Annotated in this window: 23 protein-coding genes and 1 tRNA gene; 8 read left to right on the forward strand and 16 right to left on the reverse strand. The window is 59.9% G+C overall.

Annotated features, from left to right (window positions below; translation table 11 throughout):
* Positions 1–13 precede the first annotated feature (13 nt).
* Positions 14–358: a hypothetical protein gene (locus ACQUSW_RS03345; protein ID WP_428930834.1), complete on the reverse strand. Its 345-nt coding sequence runs from the start codon at positions 356–358 to the stop codon at positions 14–16.
* Positions 355–855 carry a hypothetical protein gene (locus ACQUSW_RS03350; protein ID WP_428930835.1) on the reverse strand — a complete coding sequence of 167 codons (501 nt, stop codon included), beginning with the start codon at positions 853–855 and terminating at the stop codon, positions 355–357. The genes ACQUSW_RS03345 and ACQUSW_RS03350 overlap by 4 nt, the downstream gene beginning before the upstream one ends.
* Before the next feature lie 134 nt (positions 856–989).
* On the opposite strand from ACQUSW_RS03350, the gene ACQUSW_RS03355 reads away from it, so the two are divergent.
* A complete protein-coding gene (locus tag ACQUSW_RS03355) occupies positions 990–1,901 on the forward strand; it encodes a hypothetical protein (RefSeq protein WP_428930836.1) in 912 nt (303 codons plus the stop codon).
* 83 nt (positions 1,902–1,984) lie between these two features.
* Here the strand turns inward: ACQUSW_RS03355 and ACQUSW_RS03360 are convergent, their stop codons facing one another.
* Positions 1,985–2,917: an ROK family protein gene (locus ACQUSW_RS03360; RefSeq protein WP_428930837.1), complete on the reverse strand. Its 933-nt coding sequence runs from the start codon at positions 2,915–2,917 to the stop codon at positions 1,985–1,987.
* A 202-nt stretch (positions 2,918–3,119) separates the two neighbouring features.
* Between ACQUSW_RS03360 and ACQUSW_RS03365 the strand changes: the two genes are divergently transcribed.
* Positions 3,120–4,229: an ROK family protein gene (locus ACQUSW_RS03365; RefSeq protein ID WP_428930838.1), complete on the forward strand. Its 1,110-nt coding sequence runs from the start codon at positions 3,120–3,122 to the stop codon at positions 4,227–4,229.
* Between the two features lie 78 nt (positions 4,230–4,307).
* On the opposite strand, the gene ilvC is transcribed toward ACQUSW_RS03365, so the two are convergent.
* The 6 genes from ilvC to ACQUSW_RS03395 all read right to left on the reverse strand — a co-directional run bounded on the left by ilvC (position 4,308) and on the right by ACQUSW_RS03395 (position 11,624).
* Positions 4,308–5,336 (reverse strand): ketol-acid reductoisomerase, encoded by a 1,029-nt coding sequence (ilvC, locus tag ACQUSW_RS03370; protein ID WP_428930839.1) that lies wholly within the window; start codon positions 5,334–5,336, stop codon positions 4,308–4,310.
* A gap of 62 nt (positions 5,337–5,398) precedes the next feature.
* Complete coding sequence (gene ilvN, locus ACQUSW_RS03375; RefSeq protein ID WP_428930840.1) at positions 5,399–5,908, reverse strand: acetolactate synthase small subunit; 510 nt, start codon at positions 5,906–5,908, stop codon at positions 5,399–5,401.
* Between the two features lie 3 nt (positions 5,909–5,911).
* The gene (locus tag ACQUSW_RS03380; RefSeq protein ID WP_428930841.1) at positions 5,912–7,714 is read right to left on the reverse strand and encodes an acetolactate synthase large subunit; all 1,803 of its coding nucleotides are present in this window, start codon (positions 7,712–7,714) and stop codon (positions 5,912–5,914) included.
* Between the two features lie 355 nt (positions 7,715–8,069).
* Positions 8,070–8,867 (reverse strand): trehalose-phosphatase, encoded by a 798-nt coding sequence (otsB, locus tag ACQUSW_RS03385; protein ID WP_428931270.1) that lies wholly within the window; start codon positions 8,865–8,867, stop codon positions 8,070–8,072.
* 19 nt (positions 8,868–8,886) lie between these two features.
* Complete coding sequence (locus ACQUSW_RS03390; protein WP_428930842.1) at positions 8,887–10,308, reverse strand: alpha,alpha-trehalose-phosphate synthase (UDP-forming); 1,422 nt, start codon at positions 10,306–10,308, stop codon at positions 8,887–8,889.
* Positions 10,309–10,364: 56 nt separating this feature from the next.
* On the reverse strand, positions 10,365–11,624 hold the full coding sequence (locus ACQUSW_RS03395; RefSeq protein WP_428930843.1) for an MFS transporter: 1,260 nt from the start codon (positions 11,622–11,624) through the stop codon (positions 10,365–10,367).
* A gap of 163 nt (positions 11,625–11,787) precedes the next feature.
* Between ACQUSW_RS03395 and ACQUSW_RS03400 the strand changes: the two genes are divergently transcribed.
* Positions 11,788–12,096: a hypothetical protein gene (locus tag ACQUSW_RS03400; RefSeq protein WP_428930844.1), complete on the forward strand. Its 309-nt coding sequence runs from the start codon at positions 11,788–11,790 to the stop codon at positions 12,094–12,096.
* A 63-nt stretch (positions 12,097–12,159) separates the two neighbouring features.
* Here the strand turns inward: ACQUSW_RS03400 and ACQUSW_RS03405 are convergent, their stop codons facing one another.
* Genes ACQUSW_RS03405 through ACQUSW_RS03415 form a run of 3 tightly spaced genes read right to left on the reverse strand, consistent with a single transcriptional unit; the run spans position 12,160 to position 14,772 of the window.
* Entirely contained in the window at positions 12,160–13,338 is a 1,179-nt protein-coding gene (locus ACQUSW_RS03405; protein ID WP_428930845.1) for an acetyl-CoA C-acetyltransferase, read from the reverse strand.
* Positions 13,335–13,988 carry a CoA transferase subunit B gene (locus ACQUSW_RS03410; protein WP_428930846.1) on the reverse strand — a complete coding sequence of 218 codons (654 nt, stop codon included), beginning with the start codon at positions 13,986–13,988 and terminating at the stop codon, positions 13,335–13,337. The genes ACQUSW_RS03405 and ACQUSW_RS03410 overlap by 4 nt, the downstream gene beginning before the upstream one ends.
* A gap of 1 nt (position 13,989) precedes the next feature.
* The gene (locus ACQUSW_RS03415; RefSeq protein WP_428930847.1) at positions 13,990–14,772 is read right to left on the reverse strand and encodes a CoA transferase subunit A; all 783 of its coding nucleotides are present in this window, start codon (positions 14,770–14,772) and stop codon (positions 13,990–13,992) included.
* Positions 14,773–14,850: 78 nt separating this feature from the next.
* Here ACQUSW_RS03415 and ACQUSW_RS03420 point away from each other — a divergent pair, with 78 nt between their 5' ends.
* Positions 14,851–15,675 (forward strand): IclR family transcriptional regulator, encoded by an 825-nt coding sequence (locus tag ACQUSW_RS03420; protein ID WP_428930848.1) that lies wholly within the window; start codon positions 14,851–14,853, stop codon positions 15,673–15,675.
* A gap of 4 nt (positions 15,676–15,679) precedes the next feature.
* Here the strand turns inward: ACQUSW_RS03420 and ACQUSW_RS03425 are convergent, their stop codons facing one another.
* Entirely contained in the window at positions 15,680–16,282 is a 603-nt protein-coding gene (locus ACQUSW_RS03425) for a hypothetical protein (RefSeq protein ID WP_428930849.1), read from the reverse strand.
* Positions 16,283–16,308: 26 nt separating this feature from the next.
* Complete coding sequence (locus tag ACQUSW_RS03430) at positions 16,309–17,115, reverse strand: inositol monophosphatase family protein (RefSeq protein WP_428931271.1); 807 nt, start codon at positions 17,113–17,115, stop codon at positions 16,309–16,311.
* Between the two features lie 151 nt (positions 17,116–17,266).
* Here ACQUSW_RS03430 and ACQUSW_RS03435 point away from each other — a divergent pair.
* Positions 17,267–17,341 (forward strand) — tRNA-Lys (locus tag ACQUSW_RS03435).
* A 44-nt stretch (positions 17,342–17,385) separates the two neighbouring features.
* Here the strand turns inward: ACQUSW_RS03435 and ACQUSW_RS03440 are convergent.
* Positions 17,386–17,577 (reverse strand): hypothetical protein, encoded by a 192-nt coding sequence (locus ACQUSW_RS03440; RefSeq protein WP_428930850.1) that lies wholly within the window; start codon positions 17,575–17,577, stop codon positions 17,386–17,388.
* 645 nt (positions 17,578–18,222) lie between these two features.
* Here ACQUSW_RS03440 and ACQUSW_RS03445 point away from each other — a divergent pair.
* From ACQUSW_RS03445 to ACQUSW_RS03455, 3 genes are all read left to right on the forward strand, one after another.
* Positions 18,223–19,881 (forward strand): sodium:solute symporter family protein, encoded by a 1,659-nt coding sequence (locus tag ACQUSW_RS03445; RefSeq protein WP_428931272.1) that lies wholly within the window; start codon positions 18,223–18,225, stop codon positions 19,879–19,881.
* A gap of 25 nt (positions 19,882–19,906) precedes the next feature.
* The gene (locus tag ACQUSW_RS03450; RefSeq protein ID WP_428930851.1) at positions 19,907–20,044 is read left to right on the forward strand and encodes a putative transporter small subunit; all 138 of its coding nucleotides are present in this window, start codon (positions 19,907–19,909) and stop codon (positions 20,042–20,044) included.
* Positions 20,045–20,147: 103 nt separating this feature from the next.
* On the forward strand, positions 20,148–20,306 hold the full coding sequence (locus tag ACQUSW_RS03455) for a hypothetical protein (protein ID WP_428930852.1): 159 nt from the start codon (positions 20,148–20,150) through the stop codon (positions 20,304–20,306).
* Between the two features lie 68 nt (positions 20,307–20,374).
* Here the strand turns inward: ACQUSW_RS03455 and ACQUSW_RS03460 are convergent, their stop codons facing one another.
* Complete coding sequence (locus tag ACQUSW_RS03460; protein WP_428930853.1) at positions 20,375–20,569, reverse strand: hypothetical protein; 195 nt, start codon at positions 20,567–20,569, stop codon at positions 20,375–20,377.
* Between the last annotated feature and the right edge of the window lie 50 nt (positions 20,570–20,619).

A 20,619-nucleotide genomic window follows, 5' to 3' on the forward strand; every position in this document is an offset into this window, starting at 1 on the left:
CAGATTTCGATAATTACTGCAAGAAAACCTGCAAATTCGTTGCCAAATACGCCACCATGTTCAACCAAAACACAGCGACAACGCCCAAGCCGGCAAGCAGTGCAACAGCGAGCTCACTCACGGGCCGCTTCCAGCCCAAAGAACCAGCGGCGGTAAATATGATGAGCGGAAAAACAGCCGCAAAAATCAGCAGAGCCCACCCCGTGCCACTCAAACCCATCTGTGAAACCGAGATGATCTCGGCAATCGTGTTCCATACGGCATAGGCATAGAACAGCCCAAAGAGCCCTACGATTCCAATGCGCACCCACGTGGGTGCCGCACGGTGCTGACGACCGGTTTCCACTGCCTCGCTCATACGCCAATCGCCCCCACCATCACAAACGGCCACGGCACCATAACAACAATGCCCGCCACCAAAGCCAGTGCGCGAACCCACCACCGCTGCCGACGAGTCAACAACCATGCGGCAGCAAACCACAAAAACGGTGCAGCAACGGCCAACCACAGCCACGGAGTAAACATCGCGTCATTTACGATCAGCTGCGCAACCGCGCGCAACCGCACACCGCCGATGAGCCACCCCACCGCGAACAGCAAATAGACGCCCGACACAACGCCCAGCCCCACAAGACCGGCGGTGCTTATCGGCGGCGCAGGCTCAGAATCGTCAACAACGGTGTCGTGATCACCAGCATCCGGATGCTGCGCAGTGACCACCGCAGGCTCGACATCAGTCTCGTGCTCAACCCGCTCACTACCCTTGCCCACGGCCCGCCATCCCGTCGGCAGCGACGGGGCAGCCTCTTCGTCGCCCTCCCACTGGAGAGCGTCGTCGTTACTATCGGAGCTCATTCCCCTAGCGTACCCACCACCGGTACAGATACCAGGTGTGAATGCATCATCTATCCCCGCACCGACCACGATTGTAGCGGCGTGTCGTCGAAGCCCACTAGGCTCATGGCCAGGCACCAAGAAAGAGGAACAACGTGGCCGAACAACGCAAGAAGATCGTACGCGCCAGCAACGCGGCGACCAGCAAGGCGAAGAACTCGACGGGTACGGCATCGAGTACCGCCGAAGCTACCCCCACATGGAGCGCAAGCCCTGAGGCAAAAGCACAGGCAACAAAACTGCGCTGGATCGCTGCTGCGCTATGGGTCGTAGCCATTGCGGGCGAAGCATTCGCTATTTTCTGGCTGCTGCGCCAAGACCCCTTCACTACCGCACTACTTATTACGCTGATCGCGCTCATCGTCGTTATCGGCGCGCTTGCGGTGGGGGGCGCACTGCTGTGGAAGAAGGCAAACGACCTCGACCCGGCGTCGCGAAAAGAACCCGTGCGGTTCTGGGTGCAGAATCAACTGGGCGTCATCATTGCGATTATTGCTTTCCTGCCGCTGATCATCCTGATCTTTACGAACAAGAACATGGATGGCAAGCAAAAAGCAATCGCGGGCTCTATCGGTGTAGTTGTGGCTGTGGCTGCCGCTCTTTTGAGTGCCGACTGGAACCCTCCGTCGGTCGAACAGTACAGCGAAGAGCAAAACATTATTCAGCAGCTGACCGGCCAGGACGAGGTGTACTGGACCAAGAGCGGTTCGGTATTCCACGTGTGCGAAGCCGTGCCCGACGTCAACAAGGAGTCAGCAGACGGCCAGATCTATGTAGGAACCGTTGCCGAAGCGCATGCCGAGGGTAAAGACCGGCTCACGAAGAAGTGGGAGTCGGAGGCGACGAAGCACTGTGGTTACACGCAAGAGCAGGTCGACGCTGTAAAGGCTGGGCTCGAAGCACCCGCTGACGACACCACGGGCGACGACGCCGAAGTCGACTCCGAAGATGGCGACGACCAGGCGCCTGCCGACGACACCGGCGACGATGCCGAACAGCAGGACTAAATAGCAGCCACGATACAGGGGCCCGCCGCACAGTACGTGCCGCGGGCCCCTGTTCTCTGCCGCCGTATCCGTACCCCTACGGACTATGCGGCTACGAGCACCGGCATGCGGCGAACAGCCGAAGCTGCCCCCAGCGCCACAGCGTCGGTGCCCACAATTGCCCGCTCAATCGAAAGCGGTTCTCCCGTAACGGGAAAATCAGTGACTAGTGTGTCGTCGATGGCAGGCTGCAGTAGGTCCCAGGCCGCCGCCACTCCGCCCCCAACAATGACGCGCGGAATGTCGAGGAGAGTAGCGACCATAACGCTAGCTACAGCGAGGCCACGACCTGCATCGTCAAACACCCGCTGCGCATCACGGTCGCCCGCGCGTGCCGCCTGCGCGATCTCGGGAGTCGTCAGCTGACGCTCGGTACGCATGGCGTAGCGGTGTGCAATGGCACGGCCCGCCGCGATGGTTTCCAGATGACCACTCTGACCGCAGGTGCACGGCAAGTCGCCAAAGCCCGGCGTGTGGCCGATTTCACCGGCTCCGCCGTTCATGCCCTGGCGCAGTTGACCGCCCAGAATCATTGCCCCGCCCACACCCGTGCCGAGCATAATGCCAAAGAGGTCGTCGTCGGAGTGCTGTGTAGCCTCGCCCAACAAAAACGCGTTGACGTCGTTCTCGACATGCACGGGAACCCCCAGCCGCAGTTCGAGTTCGCACCCGAGTGCGAAACCAACCCATTCGCGAAACGAGTCGGATCCGGCGCGAACCGTGCCGCTGCGGTCGAATACACCGGCCGAGCCAACCCCAGCACCCGAGACTGCTACCCCTGCATGGGCAACCAGTCGGTGCACCAGATCAGCAACCGCGTCAGCGATGGCTGCGCCGCCCTCCTGGGCAGGCGTGGGCACACTGCCACGAGCCAGAATTTTTCCGGTGTTCGCCACCACGAGCACGGCAATCTTTGTACCGCCGATGTCAATGCCAACGGTAGCTGCGCCATCTTTCGCAGTGACCTGTGCGTACATCGCCTTACTCCTCACAACACCGACATCTACGCTTCATAACATTCACGCTATGAGTTATGTGCGCAGTAAATTTACCCCCATACTAATAGATGGTTGTGAAACTGTACATCCCAAGTCAGCACAAGAATTAGCTCGAGGGATGAGCCCAAGGAATAAGCACCGTGCAGTAGCATCCGAGCAGGCCATCAAACAAAGGAGTCGCATGGACGCAGCCAGACCCTCTTCGGCGTCATCCAGCCGTAGTCGCATTCTGAGCGAAATCTTACGCTCCCCCGGATGCAGCCGCCGCAGCGTTGCCACGGCCCTCGGTATTGTTCCTGCCACGGTGGGAACGCAGGTAAAAAAGCTTATCGACCACGGTTTTGTTCGCGAGGGAACCCCTGACACCAGCGGCCACGGCCGACCCAGTATCCCGCTCGAAGTTGTTCCCGACCGCGGCTATCTCATCGGTGTTTCTGTGCACCACGGATCAGCTCTTATCACGGCAGTCACGATCGATGGCATCATTATCGGCAGCCGCAACCTCACCTTTGCTCCCACCACCGACCCCCTCGACCCCATCGTCGAAGGCATCCAGCAGCTGCGTCACGAGCTCACGCACTTGCCCGCACTCGCGATCGGCATCGCCATATCGGGCGCCACCGACCCGCAGCGCGGCGTAGTTTTGCTCTCGGTCGTTATGGGATGGACCGGAAGAGCCATTGGCCACGAACTCGCCGCCGCCACCGGCCTGCGCGCCTACCTGGTGAACGACGTGATCGCGTTGGCCACCCGCGAACTGGCATTCGCCACCTCGATCGCCGACGACTTTCTTCTCCTGCATCTCGACGAAGGAATCGGCATGAGCATCGTGACCGGGCGTCGCGTCATGCAGGGCATCACACGCGACAGCACAGAATTTGGTCACACATCACTCGACCCCGAGGGAGCGCCGTGCGGCTGCGGCAACAAAGGCTGCATGCAAACCGTATTCGGCTGGTATGAACTCGACGCGGCATGCCCCGGAGGCCTGCCACCGTTCGGGATTGACGCGCAGCATCCGGCATCATCCATTTTGCAAGAGCGAGCAGCAATAGTCGGGCACGGCGTGGGTGCCGTGGCAACCCTGCTCGGAATCACCACCGTACGTATCACCGGCAGAACAACCGGATACTGGCCGGTGATCGCCCCCGCATTCCTCGCCGCGCTGGAATCATCAACGCCGACGCTGTCAGAACAGATGACGGTAGAAGTGAACGACTGGGATGACACCTTTCCTGCAGCGGGTGCAGCGGGTATAGCGCTGGGTGCCCACGTAGAATCACTGCGCTAAGCGCGGCGTGCCTCTGCAATAAAAAGCTTGTGGCGGGTGCTTCCGCAGAAACACCCGCCACTCACAAAAACGCATCACTTAGCGTGCTGCAGTACCTTCGACGTAGTCTTCGTCTTGCTGCTGCCAAGCAAACAGTGCGCGCAGTTCGCGACCGGTCGTCTCGATGGGGTGGCCCTCTTCCTTCTTACGAAGCTCGAGGAACTCGGCACCACCGTTGTCCTGGTCGTCAATGAAACGCTTGGCAAAAGCACCCGACTGAATGTCAGCCAGAACACCCTGCATGCGCTCCTTCACGCTTTCGTCGATCACACGCGGGCCCGACACATAGTCACCAAACTCGGCGGTGTCAGAAATCGACCAGCGCTGCTTGGCAATGCCGCCCTCCCACATGAGGTCAACGATGAGCTTGAGCTCGTGCAGCACCTCGAAGTAGGCAATCTGCGGCTGGTAACCCGCCTCAACCAGGGTCTCGAAACCAGCCTGCACCAGGTGGCTCATGCCACCGCAGAGCACAGCCTGCTCGCCAAAGAGGTCGGTCTCGGTCTCTTCGGTGAACGTGGTCTTGATGACTCCGGCGCGCGTGCCACCAATGGCCTTCGCGTACGACAGCGCCGTTGCCCAGGCGTTACCGGTCGCATCGCTTTCTACCGCGATGATGTCGGGAATCCCACGACCTGCAACAAACTCGCGGCGCACTGTGTGGCCAGGAGCCTTGGGCGCAACAAGAATCACGTCAACGCCCTCGGGTGCTTCGATGTAGCCAAAGCGAATGTTGAAGCCGTGGGCAAAAGCAAGGGTCTTACCCGGCGTCAGTTTGTCTTTGATCGACTCGTTAAAAATGGTGCGCTGGTGCTGGTCGGGTGCCAGGATCATGATGAGGTCGGCCCACTCAGCAGCATCCGCCACTGACTTCACCGAAAAACCAGCCTCTTCAGCCTTGGCAATCGACTTCGAGCCCTCTTTCAGGGCAATAGTCACCTCAACACCCGAGTCGCGCAGGTTCATAGCGTGGGCGTGGCCCTGCGAGCCATAGCCGACGATGGCGACCTTTTTGCCCTGAATGATCGACAGATCGGCGTCGTCGTCGTAGAAGATCTCGGTGCTCACTGTTGTTTCTCTCCTTGATTGCGGTGTGGGGTCGGCCCGGAGAGGACCGAAACGAACGGGGGTTAGTTGCGCAGGATGCGCTCAGTAATACTCTTGCTGCCGCGCCCGATGGCGAGCAGGCCCGACTGCGCGAGTTCTTTAATTCCGAAGGGCTCGAGTGCACGAAGCAGCGCCTGAACCTTGCCCTTGTCGCCGGTTACTTCAACAACCAGGGCGTCTGCGGTGTAGTCAACCACCGAAGCACGGAAAAGGTTGACGACCTCGAGCACATTGGAGCGTGTCGCGTTATCGGTGCGCACCTTGATGAGCATGTGTTCACGCTGCACGGACGCTGCCGGATCGAGCTCCACGATTTTGATCACGTTCACCAGCTTGTTCAGCTGCTTGGTGACCTGCTCCAACGGTTGGCCTTCTACATCGACCACAACGGTGATGCGTGAAAGTCCGGGAACCTCGGTGACACCGACCGCCAACGATTCAATGTTAAAGCCGCGGCGGGCAAAGAGGCCTGCCACGCGGGTGAGAAGACCGGGGCGGTCTTCTACCAGCATGCTCAGCACGTGGGAAGTCATGGCTTAGATCTCCTCATCAAACTCGGGCGCGTGATCGCGCGCATATTGCACGTAGCTGTTGCTGACACCCTGCGGCACCATCGGCCACACCATCGCGTCGGCGCTGACAACGAAATCAATCACCACGGGGCGATCGTTTGTTTCGAGCGCTTTGAGGATGGCCGCGTCGACGTCTTCTTCTTTTTCGACGCGAATTGCCAGACAGCCATAGGCTTCAGCAAGTTTGACGAAGTCGGGAATACCGACCGTGTCGTGACCCGTGTTGAGGTCGGTGTTTGAGTGGCGGCCACCCATAAACAGTGTCTGCCACTGACGCACCATGCCCAGTGAAGAGTTGTTAATGATGGCGACCTTGATGGGAATGTTATTGATCGCACACGTCGCGAGCTCCTGATTGGTCATCTGGAAGCATCCGTCGCCGTCAATCGACCACACCACGCGGTCGGGCTCAGCAACCTTGGCTCCCATAGCCGCGGGAACCGAATACCCCATGGTTCCGGCACCGCCCGAGTTCAGCCACGAGTTAGGGCGCTCATATTTAATGAACTGCGCCGCCCACATCTGGTGCTGACCAACACCTGCCGCGTAGATGGCTTCGGGCCCCGTGAGTTCACCAATACGTTGAATAACATACTGCGGAGCCAACAGGCCGTCTTCGGTGGGGGTATAGCCGAGCGGGAATTCATTACGGAGCCCGTCGAGGTACGACCACCAGTCAGCAATGTCGGGCTTGGTGTCGATGATCGTGCTGCGATAGGCGGTGTCGAGGTCAACAAGCACATCGCGCAGGTCGCCCACAATCGGCACATCGGCCGTGCGAATCTTAGAGATCTCGGCCGGGTCAATATCGACGTGCACGACTTTAGCGTTCGGTGCGAAAAACTCTGACTTACCAGTCACGCGGTCGTCAAAGCGTGCACCGAGGGCAACGATCAGATCCGACTCCTGCAGCGCCAACACCGCCGGAACCGTGCCGTGCATGCCTGGCATACCCAACTGCTGCGGGTGCGAGTCGGGAAATGCGCCGCGGGCCATGAGCGTAGTAACAACAGGTGCACCGGTCGATTCGGCAAAAGCCTTGAGTTCTTCTGATGCTCGGCCGCGAATCACACCGCCACCCACATAGAGAACCGGTTTCTTGGCTTCGGCGAGCATGGTCGCGGCAGCCTGAATCTGTTTGCCGTGTGCTTTTGTCACGGGGCGATACCCCGGCAGATCAAACTTGGCTGGCCAGACAAATGGCACCGTGGCTTGCTGGGCGTCTTTTGTGATGTCTACCAGCACGGGGCCGGGGCGGCCTGTGCCGGCGATTTCGAATGCGGCTGCCAGTGCGCCAGGGATGTCTTCGGCACGGCGTACCAAGAACGAATGCTTGGTGATGGGCATCGTGATTCCCACGATGTCGGCCTCTTGGAAGGCATCCGTACCCATCAGGTGACTAAACACCTGACCGGTAATGCACACCAGTGGTACCGAATCCATATAGGCGTCGGCAATGGCGGTGACGAGGTTGGTTGCCCCCGGGCCCGAGGTAGCCAGCGCAACGCCTGTGCGCCCCGTGGCTGATGCATAGCCCTCGGCCGCGTGGCCTGCGCCCTGCTCGTGGCGCACGAGAATATGCCGCACCGACTGGTCGTCAAGAAGCGGGTCGTACACCGGCATAATGGCGCCGCCGGGAATGCCGAAGACGTCGGTGACACCGAGAAGCTCGAGCGTCCGCACGACAGCTTGCGCTCCTGTCATCTCGGGGGCGGATGCGGGGCGCGCCGGGGGCCGGGGCACGGCCGAGGCAGGATCAGCAACCATGAGTCTTCCTTGCTAGTGGTGAATGGGAATACACACAATAAAGAGTGAAGGGAGAAACGCTTCGGGTGCAGCGCGGAGAATATGGTGAGCATAAAGACGTTGACTCACCCAGCTCGCTCTCATCGATGAGTAGCTCGAGAGTGCGAGCCGCGATATCGACCCGTATCAGATCACCATCGCTCACGAAATTCTTAGCATCGTCGTGCTGAACCTCGGTGGCTCGGTGGGTTTTTTCGGTGCTGGTTGTGCCGCCCACGAAAAACCCGTACCTCCAGCGTAATACACGTTGCGGGCCTCGTCGCACAGAACGTGAGCGCGCGGCATCACAAAGCGGCGTAAAAGGCATACTGGCAGTCTATTCCCGTGTGCCTGCCCGCATGGTAGCGAGGGCAGCGAGCACCTCTGCCATCTGCTCGGGGTTGCGCACGCGCACCGCAGCATGCGTGTTGCCCTCCCCCACCCGGATGCCAAGATCGGCCGCCCCCAGCACGGCGAGGGCGTCTTCGTCGGTCACGTCGTCTCCGGCGAAAAGCACCGCGGTGGGCGCGAAGCGTTTCTTGAGTTCGTCGATCGCCACGTTTTTGCCTTCGTGGCGTGACGAGAATTCGAGAATGCGGTCGCCCGTGCGCCTGCGCCACTGAGGAGCACGTTCGGCCATGAAGGCGTCGACGGCAGCGAAAGCCCGCTCCTCAGTTTCGTGGTCGGTGCGACGGCCGTGAATACCGATGCCGTACGTTTTCTCTTCGAGCACAACGCCGCTAAAGGGTGCCACGGCTTCGGCCGCATCGGCCACGATACGTTGACGCAGCTGTTCATCGTCATCGCTGTGGTCAACAGGTACGTCACCTACGCCGGGCAGCCAGTATTCGGCCCCGTGGGATCCGGCCAGCACGACCGGAGAAGCATCATCGTGTTCAGCGATTTCACGCAGGTGCACGAGGCTGCGCCCCGAAACGTAGGCGACGATCGTGTCGGGGAGCGCCGCTAAGCGCCTCACCTGCTCACTCACTGCCGGTAGTGCTCGGGCGGCCATAGGTTCGGCCACCAGGTGCGAGGCTGTGCCATCAAAATCGAGTGCGATGAGCAGTCGTTCGGTCTCGGCAATGGCAGCTATAGCAGCATCCGGATGCTGGGCATCCCACGTGCGTGTCATGGTGCTCAAACTCCTTATTTTACTGGTTTTCACGGGCAGCGGCCAGCGCCGTCATAAATGCGTGCGACCACGCTTGAACATCGTGCTCAAAAACGCGCTTACGCAGTGCCCGCATGCGCTTTGTTTGCTCGGCGCGCGGCATCTCGATGGCCTGCACCATGGTGTCTTTCAGACCTTCGATGTCGTGCGGGTTGACCAGGAGTGCCTGTTTGAGTTCATCGGCAGCGCCCGTAAATTCACTGAGCACGAGCACTCCGGTCGAATCGCGGCGAGTTGCAATGTACTCCTTGGCCACAAGATTCATACCGTCGCGCAGAGAGGTGACGAGCATGACATCGGCGGCAAGGTACAGCGCCGCCATCTCTTCGCGAGGAAAACCCTGGTGCAGATAGCGAATAGCCGAGTGGCTGACGGTGTCGTGGTCGCCATTAATGCGGCTGACGGTCAGTTCAATCTCGTCGCGCAGGTGCACATAGGCGTCAACGCGCTCACGACTGGGGCTTGCCACCTGAATGAGCGTGACCTCTTCGCCTTCGATGCGCTGCTGATCAAGCAACTCGCCATAGGCCTTGAGCCGGTGGCGGATGCCCTTCGTGTAGTCGAGTCGGTCTACTCCCAACAAGATAGTTGTTGGATCACCAAGGCTCTGCCGAATCTCTGCCGCACGGGCCTGGATGGCGGGATCATCAGCCAGTGTGCGATACGGCTCGGTATCGATCGAGATCGGGAAGGCCCGGGCAACCGCCGCATGTGCAGGCACCCCGGTTTCTTCGTCGGCCGGAACAGAAACGGTTGACGATTTAACCTCGTAGCGCAGACGCCGACGAACAGCATTAAGAAAGTTCGTGGCATCCGTGGGCCGTTGAAAGCCCAAAACATCGGCGCCCAAAAGACCCTGCAGCACCTGTTTGCGCCACGGTAACTGCGCGTACAGGCCGTCGGCCGGAAAAGGAATGTGGTGAAAATAGCCAATCGTGACATCGAGACGAAGCTCACGCAGCATTTGCGGCACAAGCTGCAGCTGATAGTCGTGCACCCAGACGGTGCCGTTGGGCACGACGGCCGCAGCCGCGGCTTCAGCAAAGCGACGGTTGACGGTGGTGAAGGCATCCCACCATTCACGATGAAACTGGGGCGGTGAAATAACGTCGTGATACAGCGGCCAGATCGTGTCGTTCGAAAAACCCTCGTAATACTCGGCGACCTCTTGTTCGCTGAGCGTCACGGGAATAAGACGAATATCATCGGCAACAAAAGGATCGAGGGCAACATCGGCCTGGCCGGGCCAACCCACCCATGCACCATCGACGGCCTGCATAACGGGTTCGAGCGCTGCAACGAGCCCGCCCGGAGAAGTACGCCAGTGTGAAGAACCATCGGGCTCAATGATGCGGTCGACCGGCAGGCGATTCGCAACAACAACGAACTCCGCTTGATCCATGGGGCTCCTCTTCTCTACCCGCTGAGCGGGCCGAACGGACAGAAGTCACCCTAAGGTTATCGAGATTGTGCGACGATGCCCGTTTGTGGCCGATTAAGTAGCGCATTCACAACACCGCTCAGCAGTGCTACCGCGCCCGCAGCGAGCGGTAAAAGCAGCGCAGGAGCCGTACCCCACGTGCCTGCCACCTCACCGGCAGCTGCTGCTCCCGCCGACTGCCCCACAATAATGCTCGAGCCGAGCATGGTCATGACCGTGGCAGAACGCCCCCGCGGACTGTGCGCAGCACCAAAAGAAAACTGCGTGACAAGAGTGGGACCAATACCGATACCCATCACGGCGAGCGCGGCCAGCATGGTGGGCACCGAATGCACCACGGGCAAAAGGAGCGTGCCACCAAACAGAATGCCCGAGAACACGAGCCAGCGTGCCCGAAGACTAAACCGTGCGGGCAAGAGCGCAACTCCCAGAGCAAGCGCAGCCGAACCGATGCCCATCACACCGTAAAGAAGACCGGCCTGTTCGGGTGCCCCACGGTCATCCATAAACGAGGTAAGTGCCGTGAGCATCGTGCCAAAAAAGAAGCCGACGGCGAGCATACCCACAACAACAACCATGAGTCGGGCGCGAAAAAGTTCGCGCACCGACGACGGTGCTTGCCCTGCGGCATCCCGATCCGCAGAAATATGGCTCCCGCTCGGGTGCAGCGCAAAAGCACCCACAAAAATAACGGTCAGCACAGCGCCGATAACCAGCGGAGCCCACGGCGACAAAAACGATGCCAGCAGTCCCACAATAAACGGCCCGAAAACAAAAACGGTTTCGTCGGCGGCCGACTCATACGCCATCATCGAGCCGATCGTGCGGCTATGGCGCTCTTTCGGCATCTGCTCGGTGATCATCATCACCAGGCGCGACCGCGACATGGGTGCCACCTGAGGCGCGGTCGCACCGATAGCCGCGGCAGAAAGTAGCAGAGCGGCATCCGGCAGCGCACTGTAAGAAACGAAACAGAACAGCACAAGAAAAGTGCCGTTCAGCACGGCAGCAATCACCAGCACGGGCCGCTGCCCAAACCTGTCGGCTGCAGCCCCCAGAAGCGGGCCAAAGAGTGCCGTACCTACACCGACTGCTGCCGATGTAAGACCGCCCAGCGCGATCGAACCCCGCGCCGTGACCGCAAGAGTGAGCACGCCCACAACCATCATGGCGAACGGCAAGCGCGCCATAAAGGCGATCACAAAATAGGGAACGCCCGCAATAGATATGAGCTTGGGTGCAGGCTCACCCGCAGAATTGAAAGAATGAGGTGTCATGGCTCCATCCGCCACCGCGGTGGTGAGGTGCCGCCGCTGTCCGTCACAAAGGCGACGGCCGGTAGATGCACGACGAAATGATGCTCACAGCATCTCGACCATCGTAATGCGCAACACTGAGCAAAGGGTGCACCTGCGCACCATATGCGGGTAGCGTGGGGTCATGCGTTACCTCTTCGGCACCGGCCTTATCGGAGCAATCACGGCAGGGTATTCACTGTTGAAGGGCACCCGTGATGCCCCGATCACCTGGCGCGCAGTTCTTGCGTGGCTCAGCTGGGCGATCACTCTTGCGCTGGCTATCGGCACGATTGTTGATATGCGCCGCGACGAACAGGGCGTTATGGTTCCGCTCGACTCCCCCGTTGCCGACAAGCAGCTCAAAGAGGCAAAAAAGATGGCCAAGCGTGAATCAAAAACGCAGAAGGCCGCAAAGAAGGGTCGTACGGCGAGCCGCTACCGCAATCGGTAATGGTGACGCAGCATCCGGAATATAACAGCCCCGGATGCCGCACCCTCACCTTTGGCTCGATACTTAGCGGTACAGAATAAGGGCCTCTCCCTGGCCGCCTCCACCGCAGAGTCCTACGGCGACGGTGCCGCTTCCTCGTCGCACCAGCTCGTGAGCCATGTGCACGACGAGTCGGTTGCCGCTCGCGCCGATGGGGTGGCCGATCGCGATTCCGCCGCCGTGGATGTTGACGATGTCTTCGCTGAGACCCAGCTCTTGCTGCGAGCGCGCAACGACAGCGCCGAATGCCTCGTTGATTTCGACGAGGTCGAGGTCGCTGGGGTTGATGCCGTGTTTGCGGCATGCTTCGTCGATGGCCCGGGCGGGCTGTGCCTGCAGTGAGTTGTCGGGGCCGGCCGTTTGACCGTTGGCTCCGATGGTGGCAAGGATGGGCCAGCCGCGGTTTTCGGCGTTGTCACGGGTGGTGACGATGACGGCGGATGCGCCGTCGGAGATTTGTGACGAGTTGCCGGCTGTCATGCTGCCACCTTCGGCAAACGCGGGGCGCAGTTGTGCGAGTGTTTCGACGGTGGTGTCGGGCCGGATACCTTCGTCGGTGACGATGGTGACGGCGGGGCCTCGCCGCTGTGCTACTTCGATGGGCACGATTTCTGCTTCAAAGATGCCGGCTTCTGTGGCGGCGGCTGCACGCTGGTGCGAGAGGGCTGCAACCTGGTCTTGCATATCGCGTGTGAGTTCGTAGCGGGCGTTGTGCCGCTCGGTAGAGGCCCCCATACTCTCGTTATCGTAGGCGTCGGTGAGGCCGTCGTAGGCCATGTGGTCGATTACTTCGACGCTGCCGTACGTCCAGCCGTTGCGTGAACCCATGAGCAGGTGCGGGGCTCGGGTCATGGATTCCATGCCACCGGCGATGACGGTGGTGGCGTCGCCGCAGCGAATCATGCGGGCCGCGTCGATAATGGCGGTGAGGCCCGAGAGGCACACTTTGTTCACGGAGTGTGCGGGGGTGTCCCATTCGATACCGGCACCGATCGCAGCCTGTCGGGCAGCGTTTTGACCCGAGCCTGCGGCGAGCACCTGTCCCATAATGACGGCATCAATGTCGGTGGGGTCGATGGCTGCTTGTTCGAGTGCGCCGCGGATGGCGAAGGTGCCCAGTTGTGGTGCGGTGAATCCGGCCAGTTGGCCTTTCAGTCGCCCCTGCGGGGTGCGGGCTGCCGCCACAATAACGATGTCGTTCATGCTTGCTCCTTCACGTCGTCGGCCACTCGGAGGGGTGGTTCGGTGGCGGCGATGACGTCGTCAACGCTCACGCCGGGTGCTGTTTCTACCAGTACGAGGCCTTCGTCGGTCACGTCGATAACGGCGAGGTCGGTAATAATTCGGTGGACAACACGCTTGCCGGTGAGGGGCAGTGAGCAGTCGTTCACGATCTTGTAGGAGCCGTCTTTGGCTACGTGTTCCATGAGTACGATCACGCGCCCGGCTCCGTGCACGAGGTCCATGGCTCCGCCGGGGCCCTTGACCATTTTTCCGGGAATCATCCAGTTGGCCAGGTCGCCGGTGGCAGAAACCTGCATGGCGCCAAGAATTGCTGCGTCGATTTTGCCGCCGCGGATCATGCCGAAGCTGAGTGCCGAGTCAAAAAATGCGGCGCCGGGAAGCGTTGTCACGGTTTCTTTGCCGGCGTTGATGAGGTCGGCGTCGATGTCGTCGGCCTGCGGGTAGGGTCCCACCCCCAGGATGCCGTTTTCAGACTGCAAGACGACGGTCACACCTTCGGGCACATAGTTGGGCACGAGGGTAGGCAGGCCAATTCCCAGGTTGACGTATGAGCCGTCGCTGAGTTCGGCTGCGGCCCGCGCTGCCATCTGATCGCGTGTGCGTGCCATGTCAGGCTCCTTCTGTCGTCGTGGCGACAACGGTGCGCCGCTCAATGCGTTTTTCGATGTCGGGGCCCACTTCGACGACGCGGTGCACAAAAACACCGGGCAGGTGTACGTGGTCGGGGTCGATGTCGCCGGGTTCAACCAGTTGCTCAACCTGGGCAATGCAGATGCGGCCAGCCATGGCCGCGAGCGGGTTAAAGTTGCGCGCGGCCTTATTAAAGACGAGGTTGCCGTGGCGGTCTCCTACGGCGGCATGCACGAAGGCAAAATCGGTTGTGATGGCCTCTTCTAAGACGAATTCGCGGGTCTCACCGGCAACCGAGAACGATCGCACTTCTTTTTGCGGTGACGCTATATCGATCGATCCGTCGGCATGGTAGCGGCGCGGCAATCCGCCCTCCGACACCTGTGTGCCCACACCCGTCTGGGTATAAAACGCGGCGATTCCTGCGCCACCGGCACGAAGCTTCTCAGCCAGCGTGCCCTGGGGTGTGAGTTCGAGTTCGAGTTCACCGGTCAAAAACTGTCGCTCAAATTCTCTGTTTTCACCCACATACGACGACGTCATTTTTCGGATGCGACGCGCGCCGAGCAATATTCCCAGACCCCAGTCGTCAACACCGCAGTTGTTACTGACGATGCTGAGATCTTTCGTGCCCTGGGCAAGCAAAGCTTCAATAAGCGCCATGGGGTTACCCGAGAGACCAAAACCACCTACGGCAAGGGTTGAGCCATCGGCGATATCGGCCACAGCCTGCTCGGCACTGGCCCACTGTTTATCAATCACGCTGCACTCCTTTGTGGTGAGTCGTTACTCTCTAGCATCCGCCTCCCCTGCTCCTCACGCAATGGTCGCGCTTGCGATATGGTCGCCCAGGCCGGTAGCGTCCACATTGTGGAACATCAGCGTGCTCGTCGTACCGTGCCCGGCGCTCAGGCAGTATCACGCGCCGCTCACCTGCTACGCCTGGTCACAGCATCCGGTAGTGACGGGGCTGCGCTGCAGCACCTTGCCCAGACGGCCCAGCTCAGCCGTTCGACAGCGCATCGGTTACTCAGTGCCCTGCGCGCAGAGGGCTTGGTCGACCAAGACACGGCAACATCGCGCTGGATGCCGGGCCCCGAGCTCTATCTGATGGGCACAGTCGCCGCCGCGCGCTACGACGTCACCGAGATTGCGCGCGATATTGTGCGGTCGCTGGCGGTAGCAACAGAAGAGAGCGCATTTTTGTCGGTGCGTCGAGCCGATGAGACCGTGTGTCTGCTGCGGGAAGAGGGGTCGTTTCCGATCCGCTCTTTTGTGCTCAGCGAGGGGGTGCGTTTTCCGCTGGGTGTCGCCAGCGCAGGAATCGCAATATTGGCGTTTCTGCCTGACCACGATGTGGATGCCTACCTGGCGCGGCATCCCGAGATTCCGCAGCGCTGGGGGTCAGCCCACGCCACCACTCCCCTGCGTGCCCGGCTGCGTGAGACACAGTCGCGCGGTTTTGCTGTCAACCCGGGGCTCATTGTTGAGGGCAGCTGGGGTATGGGTGCCGCTGTTTTTGATCGCGATGGGCAACCCGAATGGGCGTTGAGCCTAACGGGTGTGGAGTTTCGTTTCGGTGCCGACCGGCAGACCATGCTTGGTCGCACGCTCATGACCCATGCGCACGAACTATCCACACGCATTGCCCGGGCACGCCACTAGCAGGCTAGGGCGTCTGAATCAGCAGGAGCCCCTGCCGGGTGTCGGCGAAAATCACGTCGTTGTCGCGAAACAGGTAGGTCATGCCGTAGCCGTCTTCGTCGACCGACATGGAATAGTTTGGGTCGGCGGTGAGAATGATTCCGCGTGGGTCTTCTTCTCGCTGCCAGCCTGCCGCACGCAAACCCTCTTGGTGGTCGCGGGCTTCTGAGGCGCTCATGGGCGCCCACCCGTATACCTGCACGTGGTCGGAGGGAACATCATAGTTGCCCCACATGCACTCGATACCGTCTTTGACGGGCTTGCCGAGAATACGAAACTCTTTTTGCACAACGCTCCATCCGGCATCGGTGAGGGCGGTGACGGTACCAGCGGTGACCAGCGATTCACAGTCACGCTGCTCGGTAGCATCCGGAGCAGGTTCGTCGTCGCTGTTGGCGTCGGTGTCTGTCTCATCAGGACTATTGGGCTGCTCGGTGGGGTCGACCACGGGAGCGGCGGTTTCTGCGTCTGAAGCGGGAGGTTGTGTGTCGCTGCAGCCGGCGAGCAGCAGCATGGCGGCCGTGATGGTGATGGCGGGCAGGAGTCGGGCGAGCGAGCGGGGGGCCATCGCTGTCCTTATCTGTCGTGGGCGAATCAACTCGAACCGGTCGAGTTGTTGTGGAAGAGGCTAAGAAAATCGTCGTGCAAAATACTGTTGGTTGCCAGTGAAGAACCGGCGGCAAGAGTATTGGCGCCGTCAAAGGCGGTGAGCCTGCCTCCGGCAGCGTGCACAATCGCGGCAGCGGCAGCGATGTCGTAGGGCTTCACATCAAACTCGGCAACCATCTCGAGTCGCCCTTCGGCGAGCATCATGTACGCAAAAACGTCGCCGTAGCCGCGGTCGCGCCATACGCGACGGCTTAGGGCAAGAAGTTCGTCGGTTTTACCCGCTTCATCCCACTGTGCGATGCTCTGAAAACTCACGCTCGCGTTATCGAGCGAAGAAACCTCTGACACCCGGATGCTGCGCTCCTGCCCCGCATCTGTCGTCGCAGCGCCTATTCCCACCGCCCCCCACCAACGGCGGCGCAGTGCCGGCATTGAAACAACACCAACAAGGGGTTGATCATCGACGGCGAGCGCAATCATCGTGCCCCACAGAGGAACACCCCGCAAAAAGTTCGACGTGCCATCGATCGGGTCAATAATCCACTGGCGCGCCGATGAGCCCTCGACACCAAACTCTTCACCAAAGATTCCGTCGTCGGGCCGCTCACTCGCTATCAGCTCACGGATAGCGCGTTCGGTGGCCAAATCGGCATCGGTCACAAATGAGTGATCTGCCTTCACCGAGACGTCAAGGTCGGCCGCATCGAACCGCGGCAGAGACTGCTGATCGGCCGCATCGGCCAGCCGCAGAGCAAACTCACGATCGGCGCGCACCGCAGCCGCATCCCGCACCGGCGCAGCACCGGAAACATCAGCAGAAACAGGGGTTTTTGGCACGAGTCCAGGATACCCGTTCACAGCCCTTCCACTCGATTTCACATGCTGACGATCACCTGGTAATGTTGTTCCTCGGCCAGACAAGAACTTCTTCTTTCCTGGCACTGCACCTCTAGCTCAATGGCAGAGCAACTGACTCTTAATCAGTGGGTTCCGGGTTCGAGCCCCGGGGGGTGCACCACTACCGGTTATGTCATCTGTTGCGCAGATTTTCTGTTGCGCGGACTATTTCTTGCGTTGCGCGAACTCGCGGCTCAGCTGGATTCCGCCCAACACCACGAGCACGAGGCCAGCGACGACCGTCGTAATGCGCAGCCAGGTCTCCGCGTCAGGAAAGAAGAGGCTTGTCGACGCGAACACAAAAGTCGCAGCCACAAAAAACCATACGGCGACCTGAGGTTGAGTTTCTTTACTCACCCGATTCACCTACCTTTCGATTGCCTGCTGTAGCCCTCGATATTAGGCATGAGAACCGTGCGACCGGGAGAGCAGCGCCACTACGGCCAGAAAATATCGACCCGGGTGACGGATAACGCACGACCCGGGCACGCGCATTTGGATCCAGCATCCGGAATATTTGACTTGCCCTGTCACCTCGCTAAGGTGAAAGAGCGGACCGGGAGTCCGCACGGCTCCCACCGCATCCCTGTGATGATGCTTCTCTGGGCATGAGAATGCCCGAATGAGCACGACACTGCCGCGTCGTTGTGGAGGGTTGTGCGTTCACGGTTACGCGCGGTCACTCCCCCGGTGACTGCGCATACGCGCGTCGTTACCCGAGCGGCGCGGAAGCGATGGCTGCGCGTGTGCCCACTTCACGAAAGGAACCCCGTGACGTTTTCGTACGCCACGACACTCCCGCACACTCCACTGTTATCGGCGCTCCCACAAGCGCCACTCAAAGGCGTTTTGCCTAACCGTTAGCGTCTTCTTTCTTTCCCTGTGACCCGGCACCGAAGCCGGTGCCAACGAGAAGAAAGAGACAACGTGGATAATCTTCAACAACTGGGCGGGCCGATTACGGTTCTGCTTATTCTGCTGTTCTTCGGCGGCAGCCTTTATATGTCTTTGCGTATCCGTAAACGCAAAGAAAACGCCGACGGTTATATGACCGGCGGTGGCCGCATCGGGTTCGGAATTTCTGCAGCCTCGATGACAGCCACCTGGATCTGGGCGTCGTCAATGTATGCCTCAGCGACATCCGGTTACACCTATGGAATCTCGGGCCCCATCCACTACGGACTATGGGGCGCGCTCATGATTCTGTTGATCTACCCCTTTGGTCGACGCATTCGCCAGGTAGCACCACGCGCGCACACGATTGCCGAGGTCATGTTTGCTCGCCACGGCCGTTCGAGCCAGATGATGCTGGCGGGTTCGAACGTGCTCGGTAGTGTCATCAGCCTCACCTCGAACCTCATCGCCGGTGGCGCGCTGATTTCGCTACTGTCACCGTTTACCTTCACGCAGGGAATCCTCGCGATCGGTGCCGGTGTGCTGCTGTACACGCTGTGGTCGGGTTTCCGCGCCTCAGTACTCACCGACTTCGCGCAGGTATGCGCCATGCTCGGTGCGGTCATCGTGATCATCCCGATCGTGTTCTTTGCTGCCGGTGGTCCGTCACTGTTCGAAACCGGTGCCCACAACCTCACTCCGCAGCAGGCGAACTTCTTCTCTTCGGATGCATTCTTTAACCAGGGTGCTCCGTATATTGCAGCTGTGCTGGCGTATGCGATCGGTAACCAGACCATTGCCCAGCGTCTTTTTGCTGTGCGTGAAGACCTCATCAAGAAGACATTCATCACGGCAACATTCGGGTACGGGGCAACCATTATTGGTATCGGCATGCTCGGCGTTATCGCCCTGTACGCCGGTATCACCCCTCTTGATGGCGACGTCAACAACCTGATTCCGCAGATGGCAGCCACCTACCTGCCGCCGCTGCTGCTGTGCGTGTTCTTCGTGATGATTATCGGTTCGCTGTCGTCAACTGCCGACGCCGACCTCACGGCACTGTCGTCGATTGTTATGGCCGACATTTATGGTCAGAACATTGCCGGCAAAAAGAAGGCAAACCCGCGCACGATGGTGCTCGTTGGCCGCATCACCATGATTGTGGCAATGGTCGCCGGCCTCTACTTTGCCGGATCACACTTCAACATTCTCGACCTGCTCGTGTTTGTTGGTGCACTGTGGGGCGCGCTCGTGTTCCCCGTCATTTCGAGCTTCTACTGGAACCGCGTTACCAACCTGGCCTTCTCGGTCTCGGTTGCTGTGGCGCTGCTGGCATTCCTGCCCGTACGGTTCGAGTGGATCGCACTCGAGGGTGGTGTCGCTATCGCCTCCGACATCCTGTCGACGATCGGTATCGGTGTCGTGTTGGGTCTTATGGCGTTCGGTTTCTTCGGAAAGCGTGTTGCGTTGACCGTAGGTATCGTTTCGATCGTCGCCTCGGCGCCGTTCGCGATCGGATTCCTGCACACCTACCCAGTGCTGTCGGGCTCGCTCATCGCCTACGCCGTGTCGACTATCGTGTGCGTCGCGCTTACCCTGCCCAGCAAGCAGCGTTTCGACTTCGATGTCATTAAAGAACGCACGGGCGACTTCGATCCGGCATCCGAAAGCAAAAAGGCTCCGGATGCTGCAGCTGCCGCCGGCGTCGTCGCCGAAGCAACCGACCTGGTCGACAACGCCGACGTCGACGTCACTACCGGTAAATAACCTCGCTACACAGAAAGGAACAATCATGGATGCATCAACAGTCGCTTTGACGACCTATGTGCTGATCTGGCCTGTGATCGTAGCGGGTACGCTCACGGTTATTGTTCGTGCCTTCGTTAAAGAAGCACGGAAAGCTAAGGCAGAAAACCGCAGCATCATTTGATAATTAGCTACTACAAGGGTCGGTCTTCTCACTACGGTGGGAAGACCGACCGAGTTAACGCAACCCCCTTTTGTTTACGGCCGTGTCGGCATAGTGTGTCGCCATGGTCGGATTCATTATTTTTCTTTTAGTGCTGTGGGCGGTTCTTTCAATCCTCGGTTTCGTGGTGAAAGGACTGCTGTGGCTCGCGTGGGTGGGAATCATCCTGTTTGTTGTCACGGTGATTTTCGGGTTTATCCGTTCAAAACTCAGCAAACAGTAGTGGCCTCGCTCGCCTAATACAGCAAAAGACCGGCTCCCGTGGGATGCCGGTCTTTTGCTGTGCTGAGGTTAGTCGCGCAGGTCTTCTTTCGCTTCGTTGCGTTTCTTCACACTGTCACGTTCGGCTTCAGCCTTCTTCACGTCGGCTTCTGCTTTCACTTCGTCGGCTTTGTCTTTCACACGGTCAACAGCGTCATCTACTGCACGTCCGGCCTGCTTGGCGGCTTCGCCGATCGTTTCTTTAGCGTCATCGAAGATTCCCATTGTGTCCCCTTCTCTGTGTGGGACAGCCACAATACACGGTGCTGATGCAT

Origin of the sequence: Microbacterium luticellae, assembly GCF_050408645.1 — a bacterium.
Taxonomy (GTDB): domain Bacteria; phylum Actinomycetota; class Actinomycetes; order Actinomycetales; family Microbacteriaceae; genus Microbacterium.

Excerpts from the sequence above, each read along its gene's own strand:
- ACQUSW_RS03345 (WP_428930834.1), bottom strand. The coding sequence starts at position 358 with ATGAGCGAGGCAGTGGAAACCGGTCGTCAGCACCGTGCGGCACCCACG.
- ACQUSW_RS03350 (WP_428930835.1), bottom strand. The coding sequence starts at position 855 with ATGAGCTCCGATAGTAACGACGACGCTCTCCAGTGGGAGGGCGACGAA.
- ACQUSW_RS03360 (WP_428930837.1), bottom strand. The coding sequence starts at position 2,917 with ATGTACGCACAGGTCACTGCGAAAGATGGCGCAGCTACCGTTGGCATT.
- ACQUSW_RS03365 (WP_428930838.1), top strand. The coding sequence starts at position 3,120 with ATGGACGCAGCCAGACCCTCTTCGGCGTCATCCAGCCGTAGTCGCATT.
- ilvN (WP_428930840.1), bottom strand. The coding sequence starts at position 5,908 with ATGACTTCCCACGTGCTGAGCATGCTGGTAGAAGACCGCCCCGGTCTT.
- ACQUSW_RS03380 (WP_428930841.1), bottom strand. The coding sequence starts at position 7,714 with ATGGTTGCTGATCCTGCCTCGGCCGTGCCCCGGCCCCCGGCGCGCCCC.
- otsB (WP_428931270.1), bottom strand. The coding sequence starts at position 8,867 with ATGACACGCACGTGGGATGCCCAGCATCCGGATGCTGCTATAGCTGCC.
- ACQUSW_RS03390 (WP_428930842.1), bottom strand. The coding sequence starts at position 10,308 with ATGGATCAAGCGGAGTTCGTTGTTGTTGCGAATCGCCTGCCGGTCGAC.
- ACQUSW_RS03395 (WP_428930843.1), bottom strand. The coding sequence starts at position 11,624 with ATGACACCTCATTCTTTCAATTCTGCGGGTGAGCCTGCACCCAAGCTC.
- ACQUSW_RS03400 (WP_428930844.1), top strand. The coding sequence starts at position 11,788 with ATGCGTTACCTCTTCGGCACCGGCCTTATCGGAGCAATCACGGCAGGG.
- ACQUSW_RS03405 (WP_428930845.1), bottom strand. The coding sequence starts at position 13,338 with ATGAACGACATCGTTATTGTGGCGGCAGCCCGCACCCCGCAGGGGCGA.
- ACQUSW_RS03410 (WP_428930846.1), bottom strand. The coding sequence starts at position 13,988 with ATGGCACGCACACGCGATCAGATGGCAGCGCGGGCCGCAGCCGAACTC.
- ACQUSW_RS03420 (WP_428930848.1), top strand. The coding sequence starts at position 14,851 with ATGGTCGCCCAGGCCGGTAGCGTCCACATTGTGGAACATCAGCGTGCT.
- ACQUSW_RS03425 (WP_428930849.1), bottom strand. The coding sequence starts at position 16,282 with ATGGCCCCCCGCTCGCTCGCCCGACTCCTGCCCGCCATCACCATCACG.
- ACQUSW_RS03445 (WP_428931272.1), top strand. The coding sequence starts at position 18,223 with ATGTCTTTGCGTATCCGTAAACGCAAAGAAAACGCCGACGGTTATATG.
- ACQUSW_RS03450 (WP_428930851.1), top strand. The coding sequence starts at position 19,907 with ATGGATGCATCAACAGTCGCTTTGACGACCTATGTGCTGATCTGGCCT.
- ACQUSW_RS03455 (WP_428930852.1), top strand. The coding sequence starts at position 20,148 with ATGGTCGGATTCATTATTTTTCTTTTAGTGCTGTGGGCGGTTCTTTCA.
- ACQUSW_RS03460 (WP_428930853.1), bottom strand. The coding sequence starts at position 20,569 with ATGGGAATCTTCGATGACGCTAAAGAAACGATCGGCGAAGCCGCCAAG.